The sequence below is a fragment of the Bergeyella cardium genome (assembly GCF_003614945.1).
In the GTDB taxonomy this organism is placed as follows: Bacteria; Bacteroidota; Bacteroidia; order Flavobacteriales; family Weeksellaceae; genus Bergeyella_A; species Bergeyella_A cardium.
In genome coordinates this window covers 891098-909101 of record NZ_QYCZ01000001.1, presented here as the reverse complement: position 1 = coordinate 909101, position 18004 = coordinate 891098, and the positions used below count along the sequence as shown (strand labels likewise).

General features: G+C 42.7%; 16 protein-coding genes. 7 read left to right on the top strand and 9 right to left on the bottom strand.

The window, feature by feature from the left end; all coding sequences use genetic code 11:
- Positions 1-192 precede the first annotated feature (192 nt).
- The 6 genes from D8991_RS04140 to D8991_RS04115 all read right to left on the bottom strand — a co-directional run bounded on the left by D8991_RS04140 (position 193) and on the right by D8991_RS04115 (position 6708).
- Complete coding sequence (locus tag D8991_RS04140) at positions 193-1815, bottom strand: ABC transporter ATP-binding protein (protein ID WP_374210831.1); 1623 nt, start codon at positions 1813-1815, stop codon at positions 193-195.
- A 183-nt stretch (positions 1816-1998) separates the two neighbouring features.
- On the bottom strand, positions 1999-2343 hold the full coding sequence (rplT, locus tag D8991_RS04135; protein ID WP_120488915.1) for a 50S ribosomal protein L20: 345 nt from the start codon (positions 2341-2343) through the stop codon (positions 1999-2001).
- A gap of 131 nt (positions 2344-2474) precedes the next feature.
- A complete protein-coding gene (gene rpmI, locus D8991_RS04130; RefSeq protein ID WP_120488914.1) occupies positions 2475-2672 on the bottom strand; it encodes a 50S ribosomal protein L35 in 198 nt (65 codons plus the stop codon).
- A 101-nt stretch (positions 2673-2773) separates the two neighbouring features.
- On the bottom strand, positions 2774-3301 hold the full coding sequence (gene infC, locus D8991_RS04125) for a translation initiation factor IF-3 (RefSeq protein ID WP_120488913.1): 528 nt from the start codon (positions 3299-3301) through the stop codon (positions 2774-2776).
- Between the two features lie 54 nt (positions 3302-3355).
- Complete coding sequence (gene thrS, locus D8991_RS04120) at positions 3356-5305, bottom strand: threonine--tRNA ligase (RefSeq protein ID WP_120488912.1); 1950 nt, start codon at positions 5303-5305, stop codon at positions 3356-3358.
- Positions 5306-5364: 59 nt separating this feature from the next.
- Positions 5365-6708: a GDSL-type esterase/lipase family protein gene (locus tag D8991_RS04115; protein ID WP_120488911.1), complete on the bottom strand. Its 1344-nt coding sequence runs from the start codon at positions 6706-6708 to the stop codon at positions 5365-5367.
- A gap of 84 nt (positions 6709-6792) precedes the next feature.
- Here D8991_RS04115 and D8991_RS04110 point away from each other — a divergent pair, with 84 nt between their 5' ends.
- The 6 genes from D8991_RS04110 (at position 6793) to D8991_RS04085 (ending at position 13192) form a co-directional block, all read left to right on the top strand.
- A complete protein-coding gene (locus D8991_RS04110; RefSeq protein ID WP_120488910.1) occupies positions 6793-7341 on the top strand; it encodes a CopD family protein in 549 nt (182 codons plus the stop codon).
- 4 nt (positions 7342-7345) lie between these two features.
- Positions 7346-8074 carry an ABC transporter permease subunit gene (locus tag D8991_RS04105; protein ID WP_120488909.1) on the top strand — a complete coding sequence of 243 codons (729 nt, stop codon included), beginning with the start codon at positions 7346-7348 and terminating at the stop codon, positions 8072-8074.
- Positions 8075-8107: 33 nt separating this feature from the next.
- Positions 8108-9757 (top strand): gliding motility-associated ABC transporter substrate-binding protein GldG, encoded by a 1650-nt coding sequence (gene gldG, locus D8991_RS04100; protein WP_120488908.1) that lies wholly within the window; start codon positions 8108-8110, stop codon positions 9755-9757.
- An 85-nt stretch (positions 9758-9842) separates the two neighbouring features.
- Entirely contained in the window at positions 9843-10196 is a 354-nt protein-coding gene (locus D8991_RS04095) for a hypothetical protein (RefSeq protein WP_120488907.1), read from the top strand.
- A 35-nt stretch (positions 10197-10231) separates the two neighbouring features.
- Positions 10232-12454 carry an FUSC family protein gene (locus D8991_RS04090; RefSeq protein WP_120489690.1) on the top strand — a complete coding sequence of 741 codons (2223 nt, stop codon included), beginning with the start codon at positions 10232-10234 and terminating at the stop codon, positions 12452-12454.
- 3 nt (positions 12455-12457) lie between these two features.
- Positions 12458-13192, top strand: a complete 735-nt coding sequence (locus tag D8991_RS04085; RefSeq protein ID WP_120488906.1) for an ABC transporter ATP-binding protein — start codon at positions 12458-12460, stop codon at positions 13190-13192.
- Positions 13193-13305: 113 nt separating this feature from the next.
- On the opposite strand, the gene yidD is transcribed toward D8991_RS04085, so the two are convergent.
- Positions 13306-13569, bottom strand: a complete 264-nt coding sequence (gene yidD, locus D8991_RS04080; RefSeq protein WP_120488905.1) for a membrane protein insertion efficiency factor YidD — start codon at positions 13567-13569, stop codon at positions 13306-13308.
- 74 nt (positions 13570-13643) lie between these two features.
- Between yidD and D8991_RS04075 the strand changes: the two genes are divergently transcribed.
- Positions 13644-14915: a replication-associated recombination protein A gene (locus D8991_RS04075; RefSeq protein WP_120488904.1), complete on the top strand. Its 1272-nt coding sequence runs from the start codon at positions 13644-13646 to the stop codon at positions 14913-14915.
- A gap of 73 nt (positions 14916-14988) precedes the next feature.
- Here D8991_RS04075 and D8991_RS04070 read toward each other — a convergent pair whose 3' ends face one another.
- Positions 14989-15813, bottom strand: a complete 825-nt coding sequence (locus D8991_RS04070) for a T9SS type A sorting domain-containing protein (RefSeq protein ID WP_120488903.1) — start codon at positions 15811-15813, stop codon at positions 14989-14991.
- 270 nt (positions 15814-16083) lie between these two features.
- The gene (locus D8991_RS04065; RefSeq protein WP_120488902.1) at positions 16084-17931 is read right to left on the bottom strand and encodes a M1 family metallopeptidase; all 1848 of its coding nucleotides are present in this window, start codon (positions 17929-17931) and stop codon (positions 16084-16086) included.
- Positions 17932-18004 lie beyond the last annotated feature (73 nt).

Below are 18004 nucleotides of genomic sequence, written 5' to 3'. Positions count from 1 at the left end.
AGGTGCTTATTTTTTCTCGCCTTCTTCCCGATTAAGAGCGTATAAAATTATACACACAAATTTCCCAACTCATTAGGAGGAATGAAAAAATACAAATAAATTTTAGATTCTTTCTCACAGCTCATTACCATAAGCCTACAAAAGAGTAGCAGTATTAAAGGCTAAATTTCAGCCTTGAAAAAGCAGCGCCGCTCACGAGCGAGGATAGCGAATTTCCACGATTCTCCCCTGCTCCATCACGATAATTTTGTCCGCATTCTCTATCGTAGAGAGGCGGTGTGCAATGATGATTGCCGTACGGTTCTGCGTGATTTTCTCGGTTGCCCGCTGTATCAGCCGCTCACTTTCGGTGTCTATGGAGGAGGTTGCCTCGTCCAGAATCAGGATTTTCGGGTCAGAAAGGTATGCCCTCATAAAGGAAATGAGCTGGCGCTGCCCAAGCGAGAGGGACGAGCCGCGCTCGCTCACCACATAATCATACCCGCCAGGGAGCTGCTCTATAAAACTGTCTATCCCGATTTCTCTTGCCGCTTCTTTTATTTTTTCAAGGCTAATATCCTCATTCCCAAAACAAATATTCTCGAGAATACTGCCGTGAAACAGGAAAACATCTTGGAGAACCGCCCCGATATTCTGCCTCAAATGCTGGAGTTCGTAGCTTCTCACCTCAATATCATCGATGAGAATCTGACCTTTTTGTATTTCATAAAGTCTGGGAATCAGGCTGATGATGGTAGATTTGCCGGCACCCGTCTCACCGATAATCGCAACGGTCTCGCCTGGGCTCACGGTAAAATCAATGCCTTTGAGCACTTCCTGCTTGTCATCGTAGGAGAAATGCACGGACTTAAACTCTATCTTCCCATCAAAATTGTCCTTAACCACTGTGCCGAGGTTCTCTATCACCTCGTTTTCTTCCATTATTCCGAGCACTCGCTCTGCCCCTACGATGCCGCGCTGGATGTTATTAAACCTGTCGGCTATCTGCCTTAAAGGGCGGATGAGCATATTGATAAACTGGATGAAGGCGATGACCTCCCCTGCCGTTATCGTGATATAACCGCCATACACCAGCACAAAACCGATGAACAGGGACGAGATGAGCTCGACCGTTGGGAAAAATAACGAGAAGATGAAGACGGTGCGGAGGAGGGCAGCTTTGAGGCTCTGATTGATGGAATCAAACTTCTTAAACTCAGCTTCCTGCCTGCCAAAAACCTGGATGATGGGCATCCCTGCGAGCCTTTCCTGCACGAAGGAGTTCTGAGTGGCCGTCCACCCCCTTTCATCGCCAAAGGCTTTTTTTAATTTTTTCTGGAATAATCGGGTGATGAATACCATTAGAGGCAAGATAGCGAGCGAGATATAGCTGAGATGAGCATTTACGGCGAACATCATCACAAGCACGAAAATGATGCGGAGGATATCACCAAAAACCATTAGAAATCCGTCGGTATATACTGTGGATATGGTCTCTACATCGCCTACGGCACGGGTTACGAGCTGGCCGATTGGGGTTTTATCAAAGAAAGCTGTACGGAAATAGATGAGCTTCTTGAAGAGCCTTTCCCTGATATCTCGGATGACATTTTGGGAGATAAAGTTGGAGAAATAGACGAGGAAAAAGTTGAGCACCGTCTCCAAAAAGACCAAACCTACGAAGAGATAGATGTGGGTAAGCATAAGCTCCTTATCTTGTAGCTTGATGATGTCTTCATCTACAATTCTCATACTGAGATAAGGGCGGTAAGTGGATACGAGCGAGAGCGCAACAGATAGGGTGAGGGCTAAAATAAACCAAGCTCTGAGCTTCATTCCTATCCCAAACAGCTGCCTGATGATAGCCCAAGTGGAGGTTTTATGATTCTGCTGAGTGGTAGTGGTCTCGGTAAGCTCTTGGTTCATTTTCTTATTTTAGGGTTGCAAATCTACTGAAAAAAAGGCATAAAAAAAGCCCAGAGAACTGAGCTTTTCTATTGATAACAAAACAGTTTTACATTATTTAACTTGATCTACAACAGCTTTAAAAGCCTCAGGATGATTCATTGCGAGGTCTGCAAGAACCTTTCTATTGAGCTCGATGTTGTTCTTTTTAAGAGCTCCCATAAACTGAGAGTAAGAGATTCCGTGTGCTCTTGTACCTGCATTGATTCTTGCAATCCACAAGGCTCTGAAATTTCTTTTTTTCTCTTTTCTACCGCGGTAAGCATATTGCATTGCTTTTTCTACGGCGTTTTTAGCTACAGTCCAAACATTTTTTCTTCTACCGAAGAAACCTTTGGCTTGCTTCAAAACTTTTTTTCTGCGTGCTCTGGACGCTACAGCATTTACTGATCTTGGCATAATTTAATTGTTTTTTTGAAAAGGGCGGAACTGTATTTTTTCATTCTCTTAGGGGCGCCTTTTCAGGGTTAAACTTTCTTTTGTTGAATTTTACACTTTAAATTCTTATAAACCGAACCGATTTATAAAAACTACTTAATTGCTAATTGTCTCAAAACGCTCTTTGTATCCACAGAAGCGACATAAGAAGTTTGCGTAAGATTTCTCTTTTGCTTGGTTTCTTTTTTAGTCAAAATGTGGCTTTTGAAAGCATTTTTTCTTTTGATCTTTCCTGTTCCGGTAAGAGCAAAACGCTTCTTAGCACCTGATTTAGTTTTTAACTTTGGCATTTTTGTTTGCTTTTAATATTTGTTATCAATATTCTTTTTATGTCTGTTATAGCGATATACTTAAAAAAATAATAAGGAATGAAATGATTATCCTTTTTATTTTACTTTGCTTTCTTTGGGCTCATCATCATTATCATCCTCTTACCTTCGAGTTTAGGCATTTGGTCTACTTTCCCTACATTCTCTAAATCTTGAGCTAAACGAAGCAAGAGAATCTCCCCTTGGTCTTTGAAAATAATAGAACGCCCTTTAAAAAACACATAGGTTTTGAGCTTAGAACCCTCTTCAAGGAACTTTTCTGCGTGTTTTTTCTTAAACTCATAATCGTGGTCATCCGTCTGAGGCCCGAAACGAATTTCTTTTACAACAACCTTAACTTGCTTAGCTTTCAGCTCCTTTTGTTTTTTCTTTTGTTCATAAAGGAACTTCTTGTAATCCAAAACACGAGCTACGAAAGGCTCTGCTTTATCTGAAATTACAACCAAATCCAATTCCTGCTCTTGGGCTATCTGCCTTGCTTTCTCAATTGGATAAACTCCTGGCTCTACATTATCACCGACCAAACGAACTTCTTTCGCTTTAATCTTTTCGTTTATCTGGTGTAAATCTTCTTGCACGGGACGGCGCATCGGCCCTCTACCCCTGCCACTAAATTTCTGTGCTATTGTATTATAATTTTAAAGTTAATTCAAATCTTTTTCCCCGAACTCTATTCCTGTATCTACTTCTTTTTTAAAGTACTGAACAAAGTCATCGAGCTTCATTGAGCCTAAATCTCCTTCTCCTCTTCTTCTTACAGAAACGCTTCCTTCCTGCTCCTCCTTCTCACCTACAACAAGCATAAAAGGAATTTTTCTCAACTCTGCATCTCGGATTTTCTTGCCTGTTTTTTCGTTTCTTTCGTCTACGAGGCCGCTAATATCGTTAATTTCTAATAATTGAGAAACTTTTTTAGCATAATCTGCATATTTTTCACTAATTGGAAGCACAATATACTGCTCTGGGCTTAGCCAAAGAGGGAAATCTCCCGCTGTATTCTCTATAAGAATTGCAATAAACCTTTCCATAGAGCCAAACGGCGCTCGGTGTATCATAATCGGTCTATGCTTTTCATTATCACTACCTACATAAGTAAGGTCAAAACGCTCTGGGAGATTATAATCCACTTGAATAGTCCCAAGCTGCCAACTTCTGCCTAAGGCATCTTTTACCATAAAGTCGAGTTTAGGACCATAGAAAGCAGCTTCGCCATATTCTACCACAGTTTTCAGGCCTTTATTAGCTGCTGCGGTAATAATTGCACTTTCAGCTTTTTCCCAATTCTCCTCAGAACCGATATATTTGTCTCGGTTCTCTTTATCCCTAAGTGAGATTTGAGCAGTAAAATCTGCAAAACCTAATGAGCTAAATACATAAAGTACCAAGTCTATCACTCCTTCAAACTCTTCTAATAGCTGGTCAGGAGTACAGAAAAGGTGAGCATCATCTTGGGTAAATCCTCTTACTCTTGTAAGCCCGTGGAGCTCCCCACTTTGCTCATAACGATACACGGTTCCAAACTCTGCATAGCGCTTAGGCAAATCTTTGTACGACCACTGGCTTGTCTTATATATCTCACAGTGGTGAGGGCAGTTCATCGGTTTTAGAAGGAACTCTTCTCCCTCGTGTGGAGTTTTAATAGACTGGAAGCTATCTGCTCCATATTTTTCATAATGCCCAGAGGTTTTATAGAGTTCTATATTCCCAATATGTGGAGTTATTACAAACTCATAACCTGCTTTTTTCTGTGCTGCAGAAAGGAAGTTTTCAAGTTTCTTTCTCAATGCTGTACCTTTTGGAAGCCAAAGAGGGAGCCCAGCTCCTACTCTTTCTGAGAAAGCAAAAATCCCGAGTTCCTTACCGAGTTTTCTGTGGTCTCTTCGTTTTGCTTCTTCTAATCTCTCAAGATATTCTGTAAGTTCCTTTTGTTTAGGAAAAGAAATACCATAGACCCTTGTCAGTTGCGGATTGTTTTCATTTCCTCGCCAGTAGGCACCTGCTGCATTGAGTATTTTAACCGCTTTTACAATCCCTGTGGATGGGATATGCCCGCCACGACAGAGGTCTGTAAAATTATCGTGGGTGCAGAAAGTAATCTCCCCATCATTCAGATTCTGTATAAGCTCTGTTTTATAAGGATTATCCGCATATTCTTTAAGAGCATCTGCCTTTGAAACCGAATAGAGATTGAAAGTAGAATTCTTTTTAGCATTTTCAATCATCTTTTTTTCAATCTTCTCAAAGTCTTTCTCAGAGAGGGTCTCATCGCCGAAATCTACATCATAATAGAAACCACTGTCAATAGCTGGTCCTATGGTAAGTTTAGCTTTGGGATAAAACGCTAAGATTGCCTGTGCCAAAAGGTGTGCAGAAGAGTGCCAAAATGCCTTTTTACCGAGGTCATCATTCCAAGTAAGAAGCTGTACGGTAGCATCTTCAGTAATAGGGGTAGTTACCTCCACTTGCTTGCCATTTACGAGAGCAGAGATGGTATTTCTTGCAAGCCCCTCGCTTATAGATTGCGCTACTTCTAAAGGTGTTACAGTTTCTTTAAATTCTCGGATACTTCCATCTGGAAGGCTAATATTCGGCATTGTTTCTTTTTATTTTGAGGTGCAAAAATACAATTTTAGTTTAAAAGCAGAAAAAACTTTTAGTTGGTATCCACACATATCACCTTGTATCTATCATCATACTCCTCAAGTGCTCTCCATATTTTCATTGCTTGTTCTTCATAGCCCGCCTGCAAAAAATGAACTTTATCTGCACTTGCTTTCTTTTGGCTTAATGCTTTAGTAAAGTAGCCTCTACCCCCTGTTGCCTTATACATATTGAGAAATGCTGTATTATATTTTAGACTGGCTTCGCTAATCCAATCTACCACTTCAGCAGTTTTCTTGGGATTTAAATTATTATCGGTAGGGCTAATGAGCAAGATTGAGAGGTTTTTATTTTCCTCTCTAAGTGCTGAAATGAGATTCCCCACATTCTTTATAAAATCTTCCTTTGTAATGCTGCTAATCCCTTCATTCGTCCCTAAGGAAATCATTACCAAATCTGGCATTGTAGATTTGAGCTGCTTCAATTGAAGCGGATATTTCAAAAAATCGGCATAAGTAGCGCCATTTACCCCTACTGTATTAAAGACTACTCCAGATTTTGCCGTGCTTTTGAGGAGCTGAAAACCATACAGGATATTTCCTTTACTGCTATTGAGTCTTAGAAGCAGGTGCTGAGTAGGTTTTGGATAGCGAAAACTCGTTTCAATTCCTGTAAAATGATGACTGGCAATCTTCCTAAGCCCCTCTTCAAAATTTGTATTATACACAGGCGTTGCTCTCTCGGCTTTGATGAGCATTCCTGCCTTTGGGTTTTTCACTTTATCACCATTGAGCTGAGCCAGTCGAGTGGTTACCACATTAAATTTCGCTGCGAGTTCGGGATAGGTCTCCCCTTCTTGAACCGTATAATTGAGCAAAGTTTTCTCAATTTTAACAAAATCTCTCAGCCTCTTTTCGGTTTCATAAACACTAAATGCCTCTCCGTTTAGAGACGCATCATTATAGATTCTCACCTCATCAAAGGCGTCTTCTGGGTCTTTAAAATCCATTTCTATCAACGAATCTGCATTATTTCCCATCACAAAGCCCAAAGCTCCTACTTGAGGGAATACATCTTGCTCATAAACCATACGGAAAGTCTGCCACGCTTGGTTTGAACTGGCTACAAAATCCAATGAACCATTAGAATTTGCCAGCTGATAAGGAAAAACCACTCCCCTACCTGCATTGCCATACGCCTGCTGAAACTTTCGCCTCAAAACCTGAGAGATATAGCCTGACTGTATATGAGAATCACCCAAAAAGAGCACTCTGCTCACCGATTTTCTTGTATTGAGCTTATCCCAAAATGGTTGCAGATTCGCTGTATTTTCAAGTGTTTGGGCAGTAAAACTCCCCCATATCATTGCAAAAGCAAACCAACTAATTTTCTTCATCGCTTTTAAATTTTCACTCGGCGAAGATACAAATTCAGAGGCTTTGTACCTTTTTAGGTATCTTTGCAACCTTAATTTTCATTAATGGCATATAGTATTTTCAAGGCATTGCACATTATCTTTATGGTGAGCTATTTCGCAGGGATTTTCTATCTCGTTCGGCTTTTCGTTTATTATAAAGATACTGAAGGCTTTCCGCAGGAGAAGAAAACCATCCTCCGCGAGCAATATATCTATATGCTTCGCCGTTTGTGGAACATCATCCTCGCCCCTGCTGGCGTACTGATGCTCGTCTTTGGACTAATACTGATAATGCTAAACCCTACACTGATGAAAATGCCCTGGTTCCACCTGAAACTAACGGGACTGATTGCCCTCGCTGGCTATCACTACTGGGCGTGGAGAAAGGTTTTAGAACTAAAAAATCTTCAGGGGGAAAGCCTGCAAACACCGAATATCAAGCTGAGGCAATACAATGAAATCGCCACCTTTATACTCTTTCTAATTGTCTTCACTGTGATATTAAAGCAACAGGTAATTGACTATGGATGGCAGTTGTTGCTCGGGTTTTTCGCTTTAGTTTTTGTGATAATGATGATTGTAAAACAGGTTAATCGTAAGAAAAAGAATTAAAAATATGCTGAGTATTTATAAGAAAGAGCTGTTTGAGAGCTTTGGGAACTTTACTGCTTTTATTATCATTGGAGTTTTTGGGATATTAGGAGCGCTATTTCTCTTTTTCTTTGAGAATGATTCTAATATTTTTGATATAGGTACGGCTTCCTTGCAGGCTTATTTCGTGCTTGCGCCGTGGCTATTGCTATTCACCATCCCCGCTCTGTCTATGAAAACCATAGCCGAAGAGCAGCAGCAAGGCACCTTAATCTGGCTCTTTGCACAGCCTGTATCGGTTAGGGATATTGTGCTCGGGAAATTTCTCTCAGTTTGGACGGTCGGGATAATGTGCCTACTCCCCTCTCTGGTGTATCTCTACACTATATATGTACTCGGTGTGCCTGAGGGCAACTTAGATGCTGGGGCTACCTTAGGGAGCTATCTCGGGCTCATTATGCTGATAGGGGCTTTCTCCGCCGTAGGGCTTTTGGCATCATCTATCGCGAGGAACCAGATAATGGCTTACCTGCTCGGGGTATTTATGTGCTTCTTCATCTTCTTCGGAGTAGAGCAGCTGGCGAGCTACCGCCTACTCGGAAATGTGGATTACTTCCTGCAAAGTTTAGGGTTCTACAAGCATTATATCGCCTTTACTCGTGGGCTTATAGACAGCAGAGATATCTTCTACTTCCTCTTCATTATCTCACTGATGATAGGTGCATCCGTATTATTAGTAGAAAAAAAGAAATAATGCCTCAAGTTTTAATCATTAATACTTATTCAAATGCTTAGAAAAAACATCGTATTCTTTATATTTCTCATCCTGATTTTTCTTGGGGCTATCGGTATTTTTCAGTTTAGGATAGACCTTACCCAAGAGAAAAGATACACCCTTTCTCCCTCCACCGTAAAGGTTTTAAAAAGCATTAAAAAACCATTGAAAGTGGATGTATATTTAGAGGGAAACTTTCCCGCTTCCTTTAAACAGCTGCAGAGCGAAACCCGCTTTATGCTGGAAGAATTCCGAAGAATAAATCCGAATATAGATTTTGAGTTTATAGACCCATTAGAGAAGAAAATGTCTCAGGAAACTCTGATGGCAATGGGTATGCAGCCCTCCATCTTGCCGAGCTCTAAGGACGGTAAAGTCTCCGAAATCGTTATCTTCCCCTATGCCGTAGCGAAGTACAAAAGCGCAGGCGCTACCATCCCCCTCATCGTACAGCAGACGGGGATTTCCGCTGATGACCAGCTCAACCGCTCCATTGAGAACCTCGAGTACAACCTCATCTCCACAATGAAGAACATTAGCCAAGAGAAAAGGAAAAATATCGGTATACTCGTTAATCAAGACGAGCTAAGCCCAAAGGAATTTCAAGGATTTATGGATATGGCGCTTGAGAACTATAACGCTGGCCCCATCATCCCCAAGAATCAAAAAGAACTCACCTTAGACGACCTCCCTACGCTCAAAAAAGTAGAGGCATTAGTCATTGCAAAACCTCGAAAACCCTTTACCGATGGCGAGAAAGTTATCCTCGACCAATACATTATGAACGGCGGAAGAACCCTCTGGATGATAGACGCAGTAAATGCCGAGATGGACACCCTCTTCCAATCCAAAGAAATAATGGCATACCCGATAGACCTTAATATGACCGACTTTTTCTTTAACTACGGGGTGCGCATCAATTCCGCTTTGGTAAAAGACTTAAAGAAATCCGCACTGCTAAGGCTACAAACAGGGCAGATCGCTGGCAACCCACAATACTCCTCCTTCCTTTGGCCGTATTTCCCTCTCGGAATAGCGGAAGGGAGCAGTGCCATTACCCGAAACATCAACCCCGTGAAATTCGAGCTCCCCACAGCCATAGACACCCTCCAAAGAGCAGGAATAAAAAAAGAAATCCTCTTTGAATCCAGCGACAGAACCTTCCTCAAGACCGTTCCCAACCTTATCTCGCTCAATGAAATCATCCGCACCGACTCCCTCGGGCAGATGGAGCACCCCACCCCACCGAAAATCTTCGCCGTTTCATTAAAAGGGAAATTCCCCTCCGCCTACGCTACCCGAAGCGAGCGAAAATCTTTCCCCAACTTCAAAGCCTCTACAAGCTCAGAAAATAAAATGATTCTAATCTCCGACGGAGATGTAGGGCGAAATAAAGTGATAAAAGACCAACCAATGCCACTCGGCTACGATATAATGAATGACCAGTACTACGGCAACGAACAGTTCCTGAGAAATGCCCTTGACTACCTCCTTGACGATAGCAACCTCATCGCCCTTCGGAACAGGAATATCGAAGCCCGACTGCTCGACAGACAGCGCATCTACGATGAAAAAACCTACTGGCAATGGCTCAACCTCCTCCTCCCACTCATCCTCTCTCTCCTCCCCTATCTACGGCATCTTCGCCATCTCGGGAGATAGGTAAAATATGATTGGAAACAGCCCCTATTCTTTGTCAATCTTATGGAAGTTGGTATTTTTGTTCGATTTTTAAATGCTTCACCAAATGGAAACGAAGAAATCTACTGGCTTTATATTGGCATTGGTCTTCACTTTTGTGGTCTCTACTGTGGTTTTTAACCTCGATGGGGTAGAGTTTGTCCAGCGTAGGGAGGTCAATATCCCGAGTGGGTATTTCTACCTTATTTTTGCAGTGGATATTCTTTGGGTAGTCTCGCTGGTGCTTATTTATCTGTACCGAAAGCTGGGCGTTTTTCTTTTTCCATTAGCGGTGGCTGTGCATTTTTTGCTCAACAGCTATTTTTTATCCTCGTTTTTATATTTTGATGTCTTTATCCTCTTCCTCTACTTTTCGTTAGTGCTCTTAGTAACGGTGCCGAGGTGGCAGGCTTTTAAGTAGGCGGGGAGAGATTGGGGGCAGAAATTTTCTATGAGATGTATTACAAGACAGAGTTACAGAAATTTGCTACGGGGCAGTATGTGTATGCTGGGGTGAGGATTACGCTTGCGTGTGTAGTCCCAGCAATCGTCCTTGCCTACTTCGGAGTGCTGAAGGAGTATTTCCTCTTCCCATTGGCAACGAGCTTTGTGGGGCTTACGGACTTGCCCGGACCTTTCATTAGGAGGAGAAATTCGCAGCTCTTCGCAGTGGTAAGTTTTTTCTTTGTCGCCTTACTCTCGGGTTTGGTAAAGGAGATAGTGCCGCTGGTCTTCCTGCTTATTTTTGTATTGGGGATGTTCTTCACCTTGATTGGCGTGTATGGTCAGCGGCTGATGTCGGTAGGCTCCATCGCCCTCATCGTAATGGCGATATTTATAGACCCGCACTTGGCACAAGGACCATTGTGGAAGAACCTTCTCATCTTCCTTGCAGGCTCGCTTTGGTTTGTTTTCATCTTTTTGGTGGTGTCTAAAATTCAGCCCTACAAGCTCGCCTCTCAGATGATTGGTGAGAATTATATAGAGCTTGCGAATTTCCTTAGCATCCGAGCGAGATTATACCTCCCAAATCCTAATTTTTCCAAGATTAATGGGCTGCTCATCAATAAGCAGATACAGATTAAGGAGCTGCAGGAAGGCACTCGAGAGACGGTATTCAAAACCCGAACGCTGGTGAATGAATCTACCACCACGAGCCGTCTCTTGATGCTGATGCTCCTCAATTCTTTCGAGCTTCACGAGAAGCTAATGACTTCCGAGAGCGATTATGAAACGATGCAGAAGGATTTTGGGGAGACGGGCTTCCTCCCAAAGATACACGACTTCCTCCTCCTCCTCTGCCAAGAGATGACCAATATCGGCATCGCGCTCCAAGGGGGAAATAAGGTGAGCCTCCTCCACAACTTGGATGAAAAACACGCCGAGCTCTACAAAGAATACTTCGCAATGCGAGAGCGCGAACTGAAAGCCGGGAGCCACAAAAACTTCATCGTGCTGAGGCATATTCTCATCAGAGTAAATGATATAACCAAGGATATAAAAGGGATTTATAACTTCTTCTACCAAGACGAGAAGCTCGCGAAGAGCCTTTCTTCTGGCTTGGATTACGGGAAGTTTATCCCAAAGGAAGAAAAGCTCAGCTACAAAGTGCTCAAAAATAATATATCGCTAGATTCGCAACACTTTCGCCACGCGATCAGGCTTACCTTAGCCCTGCTGATAGGCTATGCTTTCTCGTTTGTAGATGTGCTTAGCCTTGGGCATTCGTACTGGATACTCATCACCATTCTGGCGATTCTGAAACCTTCATTCTCTATCACCAAAAGCAGGAACCTCCTGAGGTTATACGGGACTATTGCGGGTGGCGTGTTCTCCTACGGCTTATTGTACTTTGTAGATGACCATAATGTACTTTTAGCGTGGCTGCTTTCCAGTATGATTATCTGCTTTACTTTCCTTAGGAGTAAGTATTTTACGGCAGTTTTCTTTATGACGGTCTATATCTTCCTCACCTTTAATTTCGTGAACCCCGGCAATGTAGATGTCATCTTTAAGGACAGGCTGTTTGATACCTTTATAGGGGGCGTTATCTCATTTCTCGTCTCCTACCTCGTGCTGCCCGTTTGGGAGCATACCCAGAATGCAGACCTGATGAAGAAATCCGTGCGCTACAATAAAAACTACTTTGATGTAGTGATGAGCGCGCTGGAAACCCTCGTATTTGATGATGAAAGATTCAGGCTGGAGAGGAAAGACGCGATGATAGCCCTTGCCAATCTCTCTGCCAACTTCCAGCGAATGCTCTCGGACCCGAAAAACCAGCAGAGCAAGATGGAAGCCCTCCACCAGTTTGTAACTACCTCGCACCTGAGTACGGCGTACATAGCCTCCTTGTCTCAATATGCAAAGATGAATAAAGATGTTACCAAAGAAATAGACATCACCAACTGGAAACTCAAAATAGAACTCGAGTTTCAGAAGGTTTTATCCTTCTTCGGAGAGGCAGAATACCCCGAGCAAGGGAAAATAAAGCCTAAGGATAAGCTCACTCCCCTCCTCGCAGAGCAGAGAGCAAGGGAAATAGCTCCCGATGAGGCAGAGGCACAAGAAATACACCTCGCCGAAGTAGAGAATGTGCAGAACCTCCTCAGCCTCATCTACGATGTAGTGAAGGAGCAGCGCAGAGTGGTAGAAAAAAACTATAAAGAACAGGTTTAAGCTATGGGATTTCTCAGTTTGGAAAATGCAGAAGTAGGCTATGGGCAGCCACTCATTAGGAACATCAATGCCGACTTAGAGCTTGGCGAGGTCTGCCTGATGATGGGCGATAACGGCACTGGGAAAACCACCCTCATCAAGACGATTCTAAGCCAGCTCCCCCTCCTTAGCGGAAAAATTTCAATTGATGGCAGAGATACCTCCGAGCTTTCGGCACAGGAAGTAGCGGAATACATCGCGGTGGTCTTTTCCAAGTACGAAATCCCTGCATTTTACACCACTACCGACCTTATTGCGCTCGGCAAGTTCATCCATTATCCCTACTACATCAGGCTGAGCGAGGAGGACAGGGCGGAGGTCTCAAAAGCCATCCACCTGCTCGGTTTGGATGAGTATAAGTACTGCCCGCTGCAAAACCTCTCGGATGGCAATCTACAAAAAGCGTTTATCGGCAGGGCAATCGTGCAAAACTCCCCCGTTATCCTCTTAGACGAGCCCACCACTCACCTTGACGAGCAGAATAAAATCGCCCTCCTCAAGCTCCTAAGGAGGCTCGCAAAGGAATATCACAAGCTCATCCTCTTTTCGTCTCACGACTGGCGGCTCGCGAAGTTCTTCACCGATAAAATTTGGTACATCACCGACCAATCTCTCCAGTCAGGCAGTCCAGAAGAGCTCATCGGTACGGTAATTTTAGAATCCAATTTTGATGATTTGATAAATGGAGGGGTGTTTTAATGAAATTATAGTCAGAATTTGACTAATGAATATTAAATTTAAGGAGATTCATTCAGAGCTTCATCAAAAAAAATCGCTTTAAACCAGAATTTGAGGTGATTCTTGCATATAGTCTATTGCTTACGGCTTGTAGCCTGCTTTTTCTTCGGAACGGGGTCGTAGCCACTGCCTCCCCAAGGGTGGCACCTCAGTATTCTATTAATCCCGAGAGAAAGCCCACGGAAGAGCCCGTGCGTACGAAGCGCCTCCGCCATATAGTGCGAGCAGGTGGGCTGATAACGGCAGTTACGCCCCAGAAGAGGAGAAATCCCCCACTGATATACCTTAATCAGCAAGAGAAAAGGAAAGAGAATGATATGATTTAAAACCTTTTTCATAGCCGCGCAAAGGTAATTAATTTAATGACATATTGGCGCAAATGCTTTACTTTTGCAGTCATTAAACCGACGAAATGAATACCCCATTAGCTGAGATTTTACGCCCCAAAAACCTCGATGATGTACTCGGACAAGAGCATCTGACAGGAGAAAACGCACCCATCCGAAAGATGATTGAGAACAATACACTGAACTCGCTTATCTTTTGGGGACCTCCCGGTACGGGGAAGACTACGCTGTCTGAAATTATCGCTGAAAAATCTGGGCGGAAGTTTTTTAACCTCTCGGCGGTATCCAGCGGTGTGAAGGAAGTAAGGGAAGTCATTGAGCAAGCGAAAAAACAGAACCTTTTCTCTGGGAAATCGCCTATTTTATTCATAGACGAGATACACAGATTTAATAAATCTCAGCAAGATTCCCTGCTCCACGCTGTGGAAAAGGGGTGGCTCATTCTTATTGGTGCCACCACTGAAAACCCGAGCTTTGAAGTGGTCTCTGCACTGCTCTCCCGCTCTCAGGTTTATATCCTAAAAGCCCTAAGCTATGAGAAACTCGAAGAAGTGGCAGGTATTGCTTTATCAAAATTCAATGAAATCAACCAAACCTCCTTTAATCTCGTAGATAAACAGCCGTTTATTCAGTATTCTGGGGGAGATGCGAGAAAACTTATCAATTCTATTGAATTGGTTTTAAATCAATACAAAAACAGCCACAAACGGGAGATTAAAACTGAGGATATTTTGAGCGTACTCCAAGAAACAATGGCGGTTTATGATAAAAATGGTGAGCAGCACTATGATATTATCTCTGCTTTTATAAAGTCTATACGAGGGAGCGACCCGAATGCAGCGGTGTATTGGCTCGCGAGAATGCTGAACGGTGGAGAAGACATTAAGTTTATCGCAAGGCGAATGCTGATTCTCGCATCTGAGGATATAGGGCTGGCAAATCCTAATGCGCTGATAATAGCAAACAACTGTTTCCAGGCGATAAATGTTATTGGCAACCCCGAAGCGCGGATTATTTTGAGTGAAACAGCGGTGTATTTGGCAGTTTCACCTAAGAGCAACTCTACCTATAAGGCGATCAACGAAGCCCTTGCCTTTGTGAAGAAAACAGGAGACCTCCCCGTACCCCTACACCTGAGAAACGCACCAACCAAACTGATGAAAGACCTAAACTATGGCAAGGATTATAAATATGCACATAGCTATGACGGTAACTTTACCGAGCAGGAGTTCCTCCCCGAAGAGATTTCTGGAACTCGGTTCTACGAGCCAGGGAATAACTCTACCGAGAAGAAAATAAAAGATGAACTCACCAAAAAATGGAAAGATAAGTACTAAAAAAAGCTATCGGCTTCCTAATAGGAAGCCGATAGCGAGTTTCAAAACAATCTAAAAATATGAAATATCAAACTTACTCCTTAACGATTTTCTGAGAAACAGATTTACCATTTACTACTCCTGCTACAATATAAACACCTTTTGGTAGAGAAGATAGATTAAGCGCACCGTCCTTAGCTACTTTTGCTGTTTTTACCAATTGACCAGCAGTATTAAAGATTTTCACCTCTGAATCTGTAGAGAAGAATAGGTTATCTCTTACGATTGTGTTCTTAATAAAATCAACTTTTGCATAGCTATGCTCTGCTGTACTAAGCTCAGTACTATGGAGGACGAAGTTGTCTAAGTCTAAATCAAAAGTACCTGCCTTACCTAATTTAACAATAAAGAACTGAGTCCCTTCTGCCGTATTCAAATCAGTAATACCAGAGAGATTAAGTTTAACTTTCACCCATTTTCCTTGGGTATCAATCGTACCTGTATATCCATTTTTTGAAGATGCTTCAATTTCCACTTCATCTTTAGAACCATCTATTAAACTTTCAAGATTGAAGATAGAATTACCACCACCATGATGTACCATTATGGACAAAGACTTATTTGAAGTACCTTTTATTTGAAAACTAATCGCTTCTCCCTTAGTAGGAAGCCCTTTCGGTGCATTCGCAGTAAATACATAATCATTTTTCTTACCATCAGAGTTATTAATATGTAGGGAAGCAGAACCATCTACACCTCTACCTACTCCTTGCTCAGCATGTTTTACACCATACTTGTTAAGCCCTCCTGTAAAAGCAGACCAGTCTTCAAAGTCTGCTCCTGCAAATGCTGGCATTTGTTGAGCACTCATCATTGCACCAATAGCAAACACTGACAAAATTGAATAAAACTTTTTCATAGTCTTTAAAATTTTAAATAGTTAATAATTAATAATCTTTTTCGTGCCACTAAGATAAGCCTATTTATAGTAACAAAACAAGTTTTATGACAAGATAAATGTCATCTGCTAATATTCTTGATATTTTAATAAAAATTTGTATATTATAAGCGAAATTTTTCATCGGAAATCTATTATTAGCTTTGCTACTATAATCCATAAACATCTACCCCTCCACAAAAAAACACCTCCCAAAAGGAGGCGTAAGTATAAAAAGCAAACTCAATAGAGCTATTTCAGTTCTAAGAAGTTGTTTTCTGGGTTTACATCGGCCATTCTTTGGGAGAAATCAATACCGAGCACGGAGATTTCAGACTTTTTTAGCGGGAGAGTAAAAGTGTACTCCTTATTCGTCCAAGCCCAATAGTCCAAGCTCGTATGGTTGCCATAGATATCGCTGGTTTTCCAAGTGCGGGTAAGGTTGGTGGGGATGTGGTAGTTGAGTATCTTTTTATCCTTAGTCAATACACTAAAATCTATCGGCATAGGAATCCCGCCTTTATTCTCGAGGGTTATGGTGGTGCCCTCATTTGAATAACTTACATTCTTAATGGCATAATCTATCGTTTTGGTGGTATTAATCCAGTAGTGGTGGAACCATTTTAAGTCCATAGAAGAGGTTTTCTGGGCTATGTGCAAGAAATCTCTATCGGTTGGGTGCTTCAGGCTCCATTCATTAAAATAATTTTTCAGCACGGCAGACAGGTTTTTCTCACCCATAATATAGCCGAGCTGCACGAGGTAGAGCTCGCCCTTCACATACGATGCGTAGCTGTATGCCGAGCCACTGTCGTGATGATCGCCGAGCCAAGATGCTGGCGCTTCCTGCCCCGTTTTGGTAAATTGGATATAAGAATTTAGGGTAGATGAGAAAGGATTGGGCTGAGGCTCTTTCGGTGGGAAGAGGTTATACATCGTATAGGTCTCTGCGTAGCTGGTAAAGCCTTCGTCTAGCCACGGGCGCATCGCCTCATTGGTTGCCACCATCTGCTGATACCAAGAATGCGCACCCTCGTGTGCCATTAGCCCTACGAGCCCCTCCAAGCTACGCGCTTCACCGAGCATCATTGTGCACATACCGTACTCCATACCGCCATCTCCCCCTTGTATAAAGGCATAGCTTGGGTAAGCATACCTGCCGAAGGTGTTGTTCATAATCTGGAAATAGCGTTGGATATAAGGTTTGGATTCCTCCCAATATTTCGTTTTGTCTGATTTCTGATAGACATAGTAGATTTTAGGTCCGTCCAACACATCGAACTGCTCTACGGTGTAGTCTCTATCTGCTGACCAAGCAAAATCGAGGATATTCTTTGCCGACCACCGCCATACCGCCTTGCCCGATGTATCAGTCTTGATTTCAGCCGTAGGAGAATAGCCCTTTACCTCATCAGGGTTAATGAGCTCGCCACCGGCACCTATGACATAGTCCTTATCTATCCTGATGCTCACATCAAAATCTGCAAACGGCGAATGAAACTCCCTACCGATATAGTCAAACGCTGCCCAGCCGTCATAATCGTATTCAGCAATTTTAGGATACCACTGCGTCATCGTCATATCGATACCTTCGGAATTATTCCTCCCACTGCGGCGGATTTGCATTGGGATATTAGCCTCCCACTCCATACTCAGCGAGGTGGTAGTGTTGGGCTTTATCGGTTTATCGAGATAGACTTTCATCACCGTCTCCTGCACTTCAAAGCGAAGCGGTGTGCCGTTCTGCTTTATCCAATGAATATTCTGCCTCCCTTCCTGCTCCTTTGGGATAAGGGAAAGCCTAGACACTCCATTTGCCTGCAATCTCTTATCGGCGTTCTTTCCTTGGCTTTTCACCCTTTCGTCCATCATCGAGCCTGGCTTAAAAGCATTCCAATACAGATGGAAATAAACCACAGAGAGCTCATCTGGGGAGTTATTTGTGTACTGAATCGTCTGCTTCCCCGTGTAGGTATAGTTCTCTGCATCTACCTCTATATCCATCTTATACTTTGCGTGCTGCTGATAATAGTGCGGAGACTTCTGCGCCTGCAATCCTCCAAAACATAAAGCCGAAGCGACCAAGATTAGTTTTTTCATTAACGATTATTTTAATTTTTTACGGCAGGCAAGATAAGGATTTCCACCCAAATGCGCCTATCTTTGCAGACTT